This window comes from Hoylesella marshii DSM 16973 = JCM 13450 (assembly GCF_000146675.1).
Lineage (GTDB): Bacteria > Bacteroidota > Bacteroidia > Bacteroidales > Bacteroidaceae > Prevotella > Prevotella marshii.
In genome coordinates, this window is sequence record NZ_GL397214.1 from 1,937,917 (window position 1) to 1,952,721 (window position 14,805).

General features: G+C 49.3%; 14 protein-coding genes. All 14 read left to right on the top strand.

From position 1 onward, the window contains the following. Positions 1 to 37: 37 nt before the first annotated feature. The 14 genes from HMPREF0658_RS08015 to HMPREF0658_RS08080 all read left to right on the top strand — a co-directional run bounded on the left by HMPREF0658_RS08015 (position 38) and on the right by HMPREF0658_RS08080 (position 14,580). Entirely contained in the window at positions 38 to 547 is a 510-nt protein-coding gene (locus HMPREF0658_RS08015; protein WP_006950019.1) for an RNA polymerase sigma factor, read from the top strand. Next, on the top strand, positions 538 to 1,005 hold the full coding sequence (locus HMPREF0658_RS08020; protein WP_006950021.1) for a hypothetical protein: 468 nt from the start codon (positions 538 to 540) through the stop codon (positions 1,003 to 1,005). The genes HMPREF0658_RS08015 and HMPREF0658_RS08020 overlap by 10 nt, the downstream gene beginning before the upstream one ends. Further along, positions 995 to 1,432: a DUF6108 family protein gene (locus tag HMPREF0658_RS08025; RefSeq protein ID WP_006950025.1), complete on the top strand. Its 438-nt coding sequence runs from the start codon at positions 995 to 997 to the stop codon at positions 1,430 to 1,432. The genes HMPREF0658_RS08020 and HMPREF0658_RS08025 overlap by 11 nt, the downstream gene beginning before the upstream one ends. A 47-nt stretch (positions 1,433 to 1,479) precedes the next feature. Then, a complete protein-coding gene (locus HMPREF0658_RS08030; RefSeq protein ID WP_040557860.1) occupies positions 1,480 to 2,316 on the top strand; it encodes a hypothetical protein in 837 nt (278 codons plus the stop codon). Between the two features lie 281 nt (positions 2,317 to 2,597). Continuing rightward, a complete protein-coding gene (gene rimP / locus HMPREF0658_RS08035) occupies positions 2,598 to 3,065 on the top strand; it encodes a ribosome assembly cofactor RimP (RefSeq protein WP_006950028.1) in 468 nt (155 codons plus the stop codon). A 71-nt stretch (positions 3,066 to 3,136) separates the two neighbouring features. Next, positions 3,137 to 4,399 (top strand): transcription termination factor NusA, encoded by a 1,263-nt coding sequence (nusA, locus tag HMPREF0658_RS08040; protein WP_006950030.1) that lies wholly within the window; start codon positions 3,137 to 3,139, stop codon positions 4,397 to 4,399. Positions 4,400 to 4,429: 30 nt separating this feature from the next. Then, complete coding sequence (infB, locus tag HMPREF0658_RS08045) at positions 4,430 to 7,228, top strand: translation initiation factor IF-2 (RefSeq protein WP_006950032.1); 2,799 nt, start codon at positions 4,430 to 4,432, stop codon at positions 7,226 to 7,228. 101 nt (positions 7,229 to 7,329) lie between these two features. Continuing rightward, positions 7,330 to 8,775, top strand: coding sequence for a Fe-S cluster assembly protein SufB (gene sufB / locus HMPREF0658_RS08050; RefSeq protein ID WP_006950033.1), 1,446 nt, complete (start codon positions 7,330 to 7,332; stop codon positions 8,773 to 8,775). A 127-nt stretch (positions 8,776 to 8,902) separates the two neighbouring features. Further along, positions 8,903 to 9,646: a hypothetical protein gene (locus tag HMPREF0658_RS08055; RefSeq protein ID WP_006950034.1), complete on the top strand. Its 744-nt coding sequence runs from the start codon at positions 8,903 to 8,905 to the stop codon at positions 9,644 to 9,646. A 25-nt stretch (positions 9,647 to 9,671) separates the two neighbouring features. Beyond that, the gene (gene sufC, locus HMPREF0658_RS08060) at positions 9,672 to 10,427 is read left to right on the top strand and encodes a Fe-S cluster assembly ATPase SufC (protein ID WP_006950035.1); all 756 of its coding nucleotides are present in this window, start codon (positions 9,672 to 9,674) and stop codon (positions 10,425 to 10,427) included. Continuing rightward, positions 10,427 to 11,794 carry a Fe-S cluster assembly protein SufD gene (sufD, locus tag HMPREF0658_RS08065; protein WP_006950036.1) on the top strand — a complete coding sequence of 456 codons (1,368 nt, stop codon included), beginning with the start codon at positions 10,427 to 10,429 and terminating at the stop codon, positions 11,792 to 11,794. The genes sufC and sufD overlap by 1 nt, the downstream gene beginning before the upstream one ends. Positions 11,795 to 11,822: 28 nt before the next feature. Next, a complete protein-coding gene (locus HMPREF0658_RS08070; protein WP_006950038.1) occupies positions 11,823 to 13,040 on the top strand; it encodes an aminotransferase class V-fold PLP-dependent enzyme in 1,218 nt (405 codons plus the stop codon). A gap of 19 nt (positions 13,041 to 13,059) precedes the next feature. Further along, positions 13,060 to 13,656, top strand: coding sequence for a ribonuclease HII (locus tag HMPREF0658_RS08075; protein ID WP_006950048.1), 597 nt, complete (start codon positions 13,060 to 13,062; stop codon positions 13,654 to 13,656). A gap of 21 nt (positions 13,657 to 13,677) precedes the next feature. After that, on the top strand, positions 13,678 to 14,580 hold the full coding sequence (locus tag HMPREF0658_RS08080) for a helix-turn-helix transcriptional regulator (RefSeq protein ID WP_006950050.1): 903 nt from the start codon (positions 13,678 to 13,680) through the stop codon (positions 14,578 to 14,580). Positions 14,581 to 14,805: the final 225 nt, after the last annotated feature.

Below are 14,805 nucleotides of genomic sequence, written 5' to 3' on the forward strand. Positions count from 1 at the left end.
CAAAACGACGACTCGTCCGTTTACCTATTGAAAAGCGATGGAAATAGAAACATTCAACCAAATGGTGATGAACCTGCGCAGCCGACTGCTCCGTGTAGCAGCAACGCTGGAGGGTGGAGATGTTGAAGCCGAAGATTTCGTGCAGGAAACATTCCTCCGTCTGTGGGCTATGCGCCAGCGATTGGACAGCCACCCCAACATCGAGGCGTTGGCAACGAAGATTGTCAAGGGCATAGCCATCGACCATTGGCGACACAGACAACACGAATGTGCGGAAGGCGAACACCCGAAAGAACTCGCCACGGAGCAAGGCAGCAACGCCACAAAGGACGATATGGAACTGATACGGCTGATTGTAGACCATCTGCCACCGCTTCAACGGCAAATCTTCCGACTCAAGGACATAGACGGATACGAGAACGAAGAGATAGCAAAAATATGCGGTTGCACGCCCGAGGCACTCCGTCAGAACCTGTCGAGAGCACGGCGACGCATTCAGAAAGAGTTTATAAGACTGACAACAGGAGGAAACAAGATATGCAAATAGACGATATTAACAGCTTGGTTCAGAAGTACTTGGACGGCGAAACCACGACAGCAGAGGAGCAGCAGCTACGCAGTTTCTTCGCACAAGACCCGCTGCTGGTGCCCAACGAGCTGAAACCACTGTACGCCCTGTTTCGTTGGGAGAGCGTGGAACGCTGCAAGGAAAGTACGAAAAAGTTTGTACCGACAGCAGAAACCCACACCACGAAGCAACGGAAACGCCTGCCGAGCTGGATAATAGCAGCCGTCTCGGCAGCCGCAGCAGTGGTTGTAACGATGTTTGTGGTACGCCTCAACACAACACAAACAGGCGATTACGCCTTCGTGAACGGCGAGCAAATCACCAACAAAGAGGTGGTGCAGCGCGAGGCAGAGGCGGCACTCGATATGGTTTCGACCGACGGCAACGAGGATTTCAACGCACTTTCACTGATAGGAGGAACAACCGATGAAGAATAAAACGATAAGAACCATACTCACACTGTGCCTGCTTGCCATTCTGATGCCAGCATCTGCACAGAGCGACTTGCAGACGGGCATCGCTTTCGAACGCTTCGGCAAGGCACAAAACTGCAAGATGGTGGTGCTGAACGACGCCACTCTTCGGGGCTACAAGCTCAAGGTTTACAAGTCGCTGACGTATAAGAAGATTGGCGCAAGCATAGCCCCATACCTGAATGCCGACAGAAAGAAAGCCCGAAAAATACGCGAAATCGTAGACGACGGAAAGGTTACGAGCGGCTACTACATGCTGCCGCCGCTGCCTTCGGGCTACAACCGATATATCCTTTTCAGCAATGCGCCGAACGACAGCGGTGCCATCATCTACATAGAAGGCACGCTCGGCCCCGACGACATCATGAAGCTATGCTACAACAAACGCTGACAGGCAGCAACAAACACTCACAGAATAAGAACAAAAAACATACAATTATGAAACATCTGTTATTAACCTTAGCACTTATCTCGGCTGTGCCAGCAATGGCTGCCGAAGAAAACGACACGACTATCCACTACGCCAACAAGCAGATAGTGTTGAGCACGGACAGCGTATCGCTCAATGTGGCTGTCTACAACAACGACGGTAGCACACTCGTGAAGACCAAAGAAACAAGCTTTGTAGACGGTCAGGAGGTCGAACGCTTCTTTGTTTCCTCGCCCTTCGTGCCTGTCCGCAAGAAAAGTGGGAGCACTTTCTATGGTCATATCCCCGATTTCTTCATCGGCGTGAATCTCCTGAACGGCGGAAAAGACATGCACAGCAAGGACGTAAAATCGTTAGAATGGGGAATTACCTTCTTCCAAATAGGCGTCGGACTCAACGAAGCCAACACCTTGGGCATTGTTTCGGGCTTACAAGCAGGTTTTGTACACAACCATTTTCAAACCAATTACATGCTGAGCGACGTAGACGGAACGCCCACACTCGTAAGAAACACCGCTGAAAAAGTAAAGACGAGCTTCATTAAGTACAGCTACTGCAAAATACCGATAATGATGGAGTTGAAGAAAATGGTGCCCGGAAAGCAGATGTATTTGGGCTTAGGCTGCTCGCTCGACATCAAGAGCGAAATAAAGAGCAAGTACAGAATCGGCAGCAAACGCCATACCGTCAGCCGCAACTTGAACACGAACCCTGTGGGAGTGAACCTTGAAGCCTACTTCGGTTTCAATTCGTTCTCGGTCTACGCCCATTACAGTCTTACCAAACTGATGAACAGCGGCCCAGCCTGCCACCCCTTCGGTCTTGGTGTCGGCTTCGGGTTTTAACCCACCTTAAAAGTGATTGGTTTTCTTTGGTCTTTCTTATTGCAAGAGTCACAGGACAAGATCTTCTGCTATATTTCCTGTGGGAATGCCACAGCGGAAAGATGCTGTTATATTTTTATCTATTGGTGTCCGATATTTTCTTCCACTCATTGGAACTTATAAATTAAAGAAAATATAGGGAAAACCTTGCAGAGATTGATTTTTCTTCGTACCTTTGCAGCGTTCAGTGGAATGGGGAGCTCGAAAGAGTTCTCCATTTTCTTTTAATTATACACCCGTTTATGATAGAAAGAAACGTAGTAAAGGCATTCGTTGAAGAGTGGTTGCAGGATAAGGAATACTTCCTCGTGGACATCGAAATAAGCTCAGACAACCGCATTGTGGTAGAAATAGACCATGCCGACGGTGTTTGGATAGAAGACTGCGCGGCCTTAAGCCGCTTCATTGAGGAACACTTAAGCCGCGATGAGGAGGATTATGAGTTAGAAGTAGGCTCAGCCGGACTGGGACAACCTTTCAAAGTGGCGCAGCAATACATCAACTTCATTGGTAAAGAAGTAGAGGTACTTGATACCGAAGGCATGAAATATACCGGCATATTGAAACATGTGACCGGCAACGATTTCGTGATTACTGTACGGGAGAAACAGAAGCAAGAAGGCAAGAAGCGCCCGATATGGGTAGATGTTGACAAGACTTTCCGTATGGATGAGGTGAAATACACACGCTATTCACTGAATTTCAAGTAAACGAATAGGTAGCATCGCCACTGCAACAGGCGGTATACATTTATGGAAAATTCAAAAACAAAAATATAACTATGGCAGTAAGAAAAACTGAAGAGATGGCTCCTAACATGATTGAAACGTTTAAGGAGTTTAAAGACACAAAGAACATAGACCGCACAACCTTGGTAAGTGTGTTGGAAGAGAGCTTCCGCAATGTCATCGCAAAATTGTTTGGCAGTGACGAGAACTTCGATGTCATCGTGAATCCGGACAAAGGAGACTTTGAAATATACCGCAATCGTGTGGTAGTAGCAGATGGAGAAGTGCAAGACGAGAACAAGGAAATATCATTGTCTGAGGCACAGAAGATAGAGAAAGATTACGAAATAGGCGAAGAGGTGAGTGAACCTGTGGACTTTGCAAAGTTCGGTCGCAGGGCTGTATTAAACCTTCGGCAGACACTTGCATCCAAAGTTCTGGAACTGGAACACGACTCCTTATATAATAAGTATAAGGACAGAGTGGGACAAATCATATCCGGCGAGGTGTATCAGGTATGGAAACGCGAAGTGCTGATTGTGGACGACGAGAACAACGAATTGATTCTACCTAAGTCCGAACAAATACCTGCAGACCAATATCGCAAGGGAGAAACCATCAGAACAGTCATACTAAGGGTTGACAACGAGAACAATAATCCTAAGATTATTCTGTCTCGAACAAGTCCGATGTTCCTGCAAAGACTGTTAGAGGCAGAGGTCCCTGAAATTGGAGACGGATTGATTACCGTGCGCAAGATAGCCCGTATACCCGGAGAACGCGCCAAAGTGGCTGTGGAAAGCTATGATGAGCGCATCGACCCTGTAGGGGCATGTGTAGGCGTGAGAGGTAGTCGTGTACATGGCATTGTGTATGAGTTGTGTAATGAGAATATAGATGTGATTAACTACACGTCGAACGTCAAACTCTTTATACAGCGTGCATTGAGTCCGGCAAAAGTATCCAGCATCAACATAGATGAGGAAAATCGCAAGGCAGAAGTATTCCTTAAACCCGAAGAGGTGTCGCTGGCCATCGGACGTAGCGGCATGAACATCAAGTTGGCATCCATGCTGACGGAATATACCATCGATGTCTTCCGTGAAATAGAAGATGGAGACATCGACGAGGATATTTATCTTGATGAATTCTCAGACGAAATCGACAAATGGATTATCGATTCTATCAAGGCCATCGGCTTGGATACGGCTAAGGCCGTTATCAATGCTCCACGCGAAATGCTCGTAGAGAAAGCCGACTTGGAAGAAGAGACGGTAGACAACGTGCTGAGAATACTTAAGGCAGAGTTTGAGTAATAACCCATGACTGATGAATGAGGGAAAAGAATGAGTATCAGATTAAACAAGGCAATAAGAGAATTAAACATAGGACTTCAAACGGCAGTTGAGTTCCTAAGTAAGAAGAGTCAGTTAGGAGAGGTCAAAGAAGATGCCAACTTCAAACTGAGTGACGAGCAGTACCAAGCTCTCGTGGAGGAGTTTCAAAGCGACAAGGAAACGAAGAAGAAAGCTGAAGCATTGTCGCAGAAGAAACCAAAAGAGAAGAAAAAACCGGCGGAGAGTCCTCGGAAATCTGCAGAAGTGATAAAGGCTTCCGCCCGTCAGGAATATACCGTGCTTGGGAAGATGAATCTGGACAAAGCCGGGAAGAAAACCGCAGAGAAACCAGAAATAGAAGAAACTTCCAAGAAAGAGATTCCCCAAAAGGGTGCTATCGTAAGTCCTAAAGAGACGATAAAAGAAGTAACGCCTGCACCGGAAAATAATGTGACTCCGACATCAGAAAAGCCTATGGTGCGGGAAGAGAACGTATCGGAAATAGATAATAAGACGCAGGAGACCGCTGTTGTAAAAACGCAGGATGCAGAAGACGTTGATAACGAGACGAAGTTATTCACGCTGAAAAGCGAACAAGGATTGTCTAACAAGGTGAACGTGGTTGGAAAGATTGACCTCTCCACACTCAACCAAAGTACTCGTCCTAAGAAAAAGACCAAGGAAGAACGGCGAAAAGACCGTGACGAAAAAGGACAGCAGGTACAAAGCGGCGAAAAGAAGAAACGTGCCCGTATTAATAAAGAACGCATAGACATCACTGCCGCTGCTAATCAGAACGGGAACAACCAGAATGCCAAGGCCAATAAGAACAGTAAGAACAAAAACAAGAATGCTGCCGGCAAGGGGAATAAAGGGCACAACCGTAACCAAAAGCCCTTGGAGGTAAATGAGGAAGACGTAGCACGCAAAGTGAAAGAAACACTTGCCCGTCTGACAAGTAAGAGCCAAAACAAGAAAGGCGCTAAGTATCGAAAGGAGAAAAGGGATGCCGTCCAAGAGCGCCTGAACGAAGAACTGAAGGAGGAAAAAGCAGAAAGCAAAACGCTGAAACTTACCGAATTTGTAACCGTCAGTGAACTCGCAACGATGATGAATATCTCTGTGAATCAAGTCATTGGTACTTGCATGAGCATTGGCATCATGGTATCTATCAACCAACGTTTGGATGCAGAGACCATTAACATCGTAGCTGAAGAATTCGGATTCAAGACAGAGTACGTAAGTGCGGAGGTATCCGAAGCCATCACCGAGGAGAGTGACGACGAGAACGACCTAATTCCTCGCGCTCCCATTGTTACAGTGATGGGACACGTAGACCACGGAAAGACTTCACTGCTCGACCATATCCGCAATACGAATGTCATCGCCGGAGAGGCCGGAGGTATTACCCAACACATCGGAGCCTACAACGTAAAGTTGGAAGATGGACGAGAAATCACATTCCTCGATACGCCGGGACATGAAGCCTTTACCGCCATGCGTGCCCGCGGTGCACAAGTGACCGACATTGCCATTATCATCATTGCGGCCGACGACAGCGTGATGCCTACCACGAAAGAGGCTATCGCCCACGCACAAGCTGCCAACGTGCCCATGGTCTTCGCCATCAATAAGATTGACAAACCCGGAGCGAATCCCGACAAAATACGAGAAGACTTAGCAAACATGAATCTTCTTGTAGAAGAATGGGGCGGTAAGTATCAATGCCAAGAGATTAGCGCGAAGAAAGGAATTGGGGTAAACGAGCTGTTAGAGAAAGTTCTCCTTGAGGCAGAAATGCTTGATTTGAAGGCTAATCCTAATCGAAAGGCCACCGGTTCCATCATTGAATCCTCATTAGATAAGGGTCGTGGCTATGTCTCCACACTTTTGGTATCGAACGGAACGCTGAAAGTTGGGGACAACATGATAGCAGGAACCAGCTGGGGACGTATCAAAGCTATGTTCAACGAACGTAACCAGCGTATTGAGAGTGCAGGTCCGGCAGAACCAGCCATTATTCTCGGACTGAACGGGGCGCCCACTGCCGGCGATACGTTCCATGTCTTTGAAACAGAACAGGAAGCACGCGATATTGCCAACAAACGATTACAACTGCAACGTGAGCAAGGCCTGCGTACACAGAAGCGACTCACATTGAGCGACATTTCCCATCGCATTGCCCTCGGCTCCTTCAAAGAGCTTAATATCATCGTAAAAGGTGACACCGATGGTTCTATCGAAGCACTGAGCGACTCGTTCATCAAACTCTCAACAGAGAAGATAAAAGTCAACGTCATTCACAAGGCCGTTGGTCAAATTTCCGAAAACGATGTGACACTGGCCGACGCTTCCGATGCCATCATCGTAGGTTTCCAAGTGCGTCCTTCTGCTGCTGCACGTAAGCAGGCAGACCAAGCCGGCGTTGAAATCAATACCTATTCCGTGATTTATGATGCTATCGACGATGTGAAATCAGCGATGGTCGGCATGCTTGATAAGGTGAAGAAAGAAGTCGTTACGGGCGAAGTAGAGGTGCGCGAGGTGTACAAAATCTCCAAAGTGGGTACTGTGGCCGGCGCCTTTGTTACCGAAGGAAAGGTTCACCGCTCCGACCGTGCCCGTCTAATACGCGACGGTATTGTCATTCATACGGCAGACATCAACGCACTGAAGCGATACAAGGATGATGTGAAAGAGGTGGGTGCCGGTCTCGAATGCGGAATCAGCCTTGTCAATTTCAATGATATTCAGGTGGGAGACATCATCGAAACCTTCATGGAAATTGAAGTACAGCAGAAATTATAGTAACAAATGTGCCCGAGAATATCGTGGTACACGGTTTGCAGATACGACTGTAGGGGCATGCGATAAGTGTGTCCCTACAATTGGCTAAACAGTAATTATGTATGGAAAGTAATGAAAAAAATGCGTATGTAAAGAAAGTGGCCGAGCAGAAATACGAATTCGGCTTCACAACCAACGTACATACCGATATTATAGATACAGGACTCAATGAAGATGTGGTGAGGCTCATCTCGTCGAAAAAGGGAGAGCCGGAATGGCTACTTGATTTCCGTCTAAAAGCGTTCCACTATTGGAAGACCCTCAAACAGCCCTCTTGGGCGCACGTACACCTACCCGAAATAGACTATCAAGCCATCTCCTACTATGCCGACCCCTTGGCCAAGAAGCCCAAGAACAAGGAAATAGACCCCGAGATGGAGAAGACTTTCGAAAAGTTAGGCATACCGCTCGAAGAGCGATTGGCGCTAAGTGGTACGGCTGTCGATGCCATCATGGACTCCGTTTCAGTAAAGACCACCTTCAAAGAGAAACTTGCAGAGAAGGGTGTTATCTTTTGTTCCATTGGCGAAGCCGTAAAAGACCATCCCGAGTTGGTAAGAAAATATATAGGGACGGTGGTTCCTTACCGCGACAATTTCTTTGCTGCCCTCAACAGTGCGGTATTCAGCGACGGTTCGTTCGTTTATATTCCCAAGGGAGTTCGGTGTCCGATGGAGCTTAGTTCCTATTTTCGTATCAATGCAAGAAACACGGGGCAGTTTGAGCGAACACTCATTGTGGCCGAAGACGATGCTTATGTAAGCTATTTGGAAGGCTGTACCGCCCCCATGCGCGACGAGAATCAGTTGCATGCCGCGATAGTTGAAATCATTGTCAATGACAATGCCGAGGTGAAATATTCTACAGTGCAGAACTGGTACCCGGGCGATGAGAACGGCAAAGGTGGTGTCTTCAATCTTGTGACCAAACGCGGCGAGCTGCGTGGAGTCAACTCCAAACTCTCGTGGACACAGGTGGAGACAGGTAGTGCCATCACATGGAAATACCCTTCATGTATCCTTCGGGGCGACAACTCTCAGGCAGAGTTCTATTCCGTTGCCGTGACGAATAACTATCAAGAGGCAGACACGGGTACAAAGATGATACATATCGGCAAGAATACCAAGAGCACCATTATATCTAAAGGTATCAGTGCCGGCCACAGCCAGAACTCCTATCGAGGATTGGTGCGCGCCACAGTCAATGCCGACAATGCCCGTAACTACAGCTCGTGCGACAGTCTGCTTTTAGGGAGCGAATGCGGTGCACACACGTTTCCATACATGGATATCCACAACGATACGGCAGTCATTGAACACGAAGCCACTACCAGTAAGATAGGCGAAGACCAACTCTTCTATTGCAACCAGCGGGGTATACCTACGGAACAGGCAGTCGGACTCATCGTCAATGGCTATGCGAAAGAAGTTTTAAACAAGTTGCCGATGGAGTTTGCCGTAGAAGCCCAGAAGCTCTTATCTGTTTCGCTGGAGGGAACGGTGGGATAAATAAAGAAGAAGAAATCATGCCGGAAGCCAAAATAAATAGGTTACGGCCCGTAAAATCGAGAATCAATAGATATTACCATTCTTAAGGTCTCATGACCGGTAGGAGCTCAATCAAATATATAACTGTATGAAATATCGGATACTGATAGGGCTGATGCTCATGACCTGCACGTTGGTCTCCGCGCAGAACGATACACCGCGCCGATGGGCACTCGATGCTCATGCGGGTGGAGTGAGGCCCATACCGTCTCATACCGACGGAGTCGGCATCAGCAGTTTGTCGAGTATAGGCATACCCGACAGCCATTCCGGCCTCCTCACCAAGCTACATGCCGAGTACTACATCCCATTTTCTCCTTTCTCTGCCAAGGGAGGCTACGAGCACGAAGAGATGGGATTATTGGGTGGAGATGCCTACGCCGATGTGAATCAACTCATGTTAGGTGGCCGCTATTACCCTGCACCCGCAAAGTGGGTGATACAACCCTATGCCGGTCTCGACACCTACTACAATATCGGTGAGAAAACAAAACGCATCGATATGGCGGCTTCCTCGTCCGACCACCATATGGATTACACGCGGAAAGGCATCATCAGAATGCCTACTTTCAGTGTCGCACCGGTTGTCGGTGTCGATATCTATATGTTCACCTGCATCGCTATTCAAATGGAATACGGCTTCAGAATGGGCATCGGATCCAAAACGGAAATCGACTCCAAATACAATTCAAACCCCACGGTCTATCACACCACCACCCACTACCACCGACATACTTTTACCGTAGGTCTCAAACTGTCCTTCCCGTTCCGCTGGACGAGAGCCGATGGCGACAACCTGATCGAAGGACTCTTCGACTGCCTCTTCTATTAACATTCAATCATCAAATATAAAAGATATGCTACAAGTAAAAAACTTACACGCCGAGATTGCCGGCAAAGAGATATTAAGAGGCATCGACCTCACCATCGGCAAGGGAGAAGTTCATGCCATCATGGGGCCTAACGGGTCGGGTAAAAGCACCTTTTCCGCCGTGCTGGTGGGCAACCCTCTGTTTGAAGTGACCCAAGGAGAGGTTACTTTCAACGGCAAAAACCTGCTGGAGATGAAACCTGAAGACCGTGCCAACGAGGGATTGTTTCTCTCCTTTCAATATCCTGTCGAGATTCCCGGCGTTTCCATGACCAACTTTATGCGTGCCGCTATCAACGAGAAACGCAAGTACCATGGACAGGAACCCATGAACACTGCCGACTTCATCAAACTCATGAAAGAGAAACGTCAGATTGTGGAGCTGGATGCGAAACTCTCTAATCGCTCCGTGAATGAAGGTTTCAGTGGGGGTGAGAAAAAACGAAACGAGATTTTCCAAATGGCCATGCTCGAACCGACGCTTGCTATTCTCGACGAGACAGACTCCGGTCTCGACGTCGATGCCCTCCGCATCGTGGCAGAGGGAGTCAATAAGCTCCGTACTCCGGAAACCAGCACTATCGTCATCACCCACTACGACCGTTTGCTGGACATTATCAAACCCGACATCATCCACGTGCTCTACAAAGGCCGCATCGTGAAAACTGCCGGCCCCGAGCTGGCCAAAGAGATAGAAGCACGCGGCTATGACTGGATTAAAGAAGAAGCAGGAGAGGAGTAATGTATATGGCAACACACAAACCGTCCTCCCCCAGCGAGGAACAATACATCAGGCTCTACGAAGAGAACCGCGAACTCATCTGCCGACATAGCGCAAACGTGATGAATGCTATGCGCGAACAGGCCTTTGAAGATTTCAAACGCATCGGCATCCCCACCAAGAAGGTTGAGCATTATAAATACACCGACATGCAGGCACTTTTTGCACCCGACTACGGTCTGAACCTCAACCGAATCGACATCCCCATAAATCCTTACGAGACTTTCCCCTGCGACGTACCCAACCTGAGCACAACACTCTACTTTGTCATCAACGACCGGTTCTACGACAAACACCTTCCTGCCGCCACCCTCCCCGCCGGCGTTATCGTAGATTCCTTGAAAAAAGTCGCGGAAGAACATCCTGAACTCGTAGAGAAATACTACGGTAAATTGGCTGCTACCTGCGATGATAGTATGACCGCCCTCAACACCATGCTCGCACAGGATGGTCTCTTTGTCTATGTACCGAAGAACGTGCGCCTCAACCGTTGCATACAGGTGCTGAACCTCCTTCGTTCCGATGTGGATTTGATGGCCAATCGCAGGGTAGTCATTGCCCTTGAAGAAGGGGCTGAGGCCAAGTTCCTCTTCTGCGACCATGCAGCCGACGACCGCCAATTCCTGACCACGCAAGTCATAGAGGCCTATGTCGGATCCAACGCTTCACTTGACCTCTACTGCCTCGAAGAGACCCACGAACGGAACGTGCGCGTCAGCAATGTCTACTTCGCCCAAGAGGCCAACAGCCGTCTGAATCACAACGTGATTACCCTGCACAACGGCAGCACCCGCAACAGCACCCACCTTGTCTTTAAGGGTGAGGGCGCGGAATGCCACCTGTCGGGCTGCGTGATTGCCGACAAACACCAGCATGTGGACAACAATACCGTCATCGACCACCAAGTGCCCCGTTGCACCAGCAATGAGCTGTACAAATACGTGCTCGACGACGAGGCCACGGGTGCTTTTGCCGGCCTTATCCTTGTGCGTGAAGGAGCACAGAAAACATCGTCCAACGAGGTAAACCAAAACCTTTGCATGACCAAAAATGCCCATATGTACACGCAACCCATGCTGGAGATTTATGCCGACGACGTGAAGTGCTCCCACGGCAGTACCGTAGGCCAACTCAACGATGCCGCCATGTTCTACATGCGCCAGCGCGGTATCAGCGAGCACGAGGCCAAACTCCTGCTACAAGTAGCCTTTATCAACGAAGTCATCGACCAGATGCTACTCGAACCTCTGCGCGACCGTCTCCACCATTTAGTAGAGAAACGATTCCGCGGCGAACTGGGTCGGTGCGCCGGATGCAACATGAAATAATCCTTTTCCATTCCTGTTTTCCATTCCCATGACATATCCTATCAATGACATCCGCCGCGACTTCCCCATCCTCGCAAGGCAGGTCTATGGCAAACCGCTGGTCTATCTCGACAACGGAGCCACCACACAGAAGCCCAAGGCTGTGGTAGAAGCAATAGCCGAAGAATACTACAACGTGAATGCCAATGTGCATCGCGGCGTGCACTACCTCTCACAACAAGCCACCGACCTCCACGAGTCATCGCGCGAGACGGTGCGACGCTTCATCCACGCCGCCAAGACCGAAGAGATTGTCTTCACGAGAGGCACTACCGAGAGTCTCAACCTCGTGGTCTCCTCCTTTGCCGATGCTTTTATGACCGAGGGCGACGAAGTCATCATCTCAACCATGGAACACCATTCCAACATCGTACCATGGCAACTGCAAGCGGCTAAGAAAGGCATCGCCCTTCACGTGATTCCGATAAACGAAAGGGGTGAACTGCGCCTCGATGAGTATGAACGGCTCTTCACCCCCCGCACACGCATTGTGAGCATTACCCACGTCAGCAACGTTCTCGGTACGGTTAATCCCATCAAAGAAATTGTGCGCATCGCCCACGAACACGGCGTACCTGTCATGGTAGATGGTGCGCAGAGTACGCCCCATTTCGCTGTAGACGTGCAAGACCTCGACTGCGATTTCTTCGCCTTCAGTGGTCATAAGACCTACGGCCCAACAGGCATTGGCGTGCTCTATGGCAAAGAAGATTGGCTTGACCGCCTGCCGCCCTATCAGGGAGGGGGAGAGATGATTGAAAGCGTGAGCTTCGAGAAAACTGTTTTCGAGCGACTTCCCTTCAAATTTGAAGCAGGCACACCCGATTATGTGGCCACCACAGCCTTGGCCAAGGCACTTGACTACCTCTCGGCACTGGGTATGCACCGCATCGAAGCCTACGAACGCGAACTCACACACTATGCTATGCAACGCCTCGCTGCCATTGACGGCATCCGCTTCTTTGGCACCTCTGACCACAAAGATGCCGTGGTGAGTTTCCTTATAAAAGACATCCACCCGCTCGACATGGGCACACTCTTAGACCACCTCGGCATCGCCGTGCGCACCGGTCACCATTGCGCCGAGCCGTTGATGATTCGCTTAGGCATACAAGGTACGGTGCGGGCGTCTTTCGCTCTCTACAACACACGTGAAGAAATAGACGCATTAGCCGATGGCATAGAGCGCGTGTGCCGCATGTTCTGATGATAGATACTCCCGCCTTATGCTGAAAAGTCACTACTACAGCGGCTTGATAGAAGCCGGATGCGACGAAGCCGGACGAGGTTCTCTGGCTGGCAGCGTCTATGCTGCCGCCGTTATCCTCCCGCCAGACTACCGGAACGATGCCATCAATGACTCAAAGAAGCTCACACCTCGCCAACGCTATGCCCTGCGGGAGGTGATACAGACCGATGCCATAGCATGGGCTATCGGCATTGCAACGGCCGAAGAGATAGACCGCATCAACATTCTCAACGCTAGCATTCTGGCCATGCACCGCGCTCTCGACGGCTTACACTTGCGTCCCGAAGCCGTTATCATCGACGGCAATCGCTTTCAACCCTACCGCAACCTGCCTTGTCAAACCATCGTGAAGGGCGATGCCAAATACCTCTCCATCGCTGCGGCCGCCATTCTGGCTAAGACCTACCGCGACGATTATATGGACGCACTTGCCGAGGAATATCCCGTGTATGAATGGCACTCTAATAAAGGATATCCCACAAAACGCCATCGGCAGGCCATCAAAGACTACGGTGCATCACCCCTACACCGACAGTCATTCCGACTTACAGCCGACAACGACACCTCACTCTGACCGAATTCCGGTACTACTACTATGAGACATGACAAACTGAAACGGGAACTCGACCTGCTTCTTCTCCTTACCAACAACCGCCAATATACCGTAGCCGAATTGTGCCAACGGCAAAACATCTCACGACGAAACCTGTATTACTACCTCAATTTCTTCCGCGAAAGCGGCTTCCATGTCAATAAAAACGGACAGTACTACAGCATCTCCCGCAATTCTCCCTTCTTTACCCGCCTCTTCAGTCTGATTCAGTTCACCGAAGACGAAGCCATCGTCATGCAACGACTTCTCGAAACAGCCGATGCCGATAACCTTTACATACACAATCTGAAGCAGAAATTCAACCGCTTCTACGATCTTCGCATCCTCTCCGATACCGCATACCATGCCCGTATGTCGCACCATGTAAACGTGCTTTACCAAGCCATCAAGCAACAACAAATGGTCATCATTCACGGGTATTCGTCACCTCACAGCAACACGGTGAGCAACCGATTGGTAGAACCTTTCCTTTTTATGAACAATAATAACGACATCCGTTGCTATGAACTCGCTACCCGTATGAACAAGACTTTCAAAATCAGTCGTATGGAAGACGTGGAGGCAGTGAATGCAGCGTGGCTTTACGGAGACAAACATCGGCAACTCTATACCGACCTTTTTATGTTTAGCAGTGAAGAAACACTGCCCGTCAAGCTGCGCTTAGGGCGACTGTCATACAACCTGCTCACGGAAGAACGTCCCGATGCCCACCGCTATATCACACCCGACGGCGATGAGCACTGGCTCTTTGAAGCACCTGTATGCAGCTATCTCGGCATAGGACGCTTCGTGCTCGGCCTTTACGAAGACATAGAAATCATAGGAGACGACGGTTTTCGTAGCTATATACGCAGCAAGATTGCAGCCATGCAGAACCATCTGTAGCACAGGGACTGACAATAAGTCTGCATTCGTACCCCGTACAGATGCCGTTTGTCCTACGTACAGATGGCGTTTGTATGTAGATGGGTCGGCAACCTTTCTCGGTGCAAATCGTATCGGTTGGGAGATTCTGTCGCACCTACAGCGCTCCATTTAGGGAATTGCCCTATACCCAGCGCTGCGCGCTGGGCTGACATTTTACGCTCTTTGCTTTCCGTTCCGCACAAC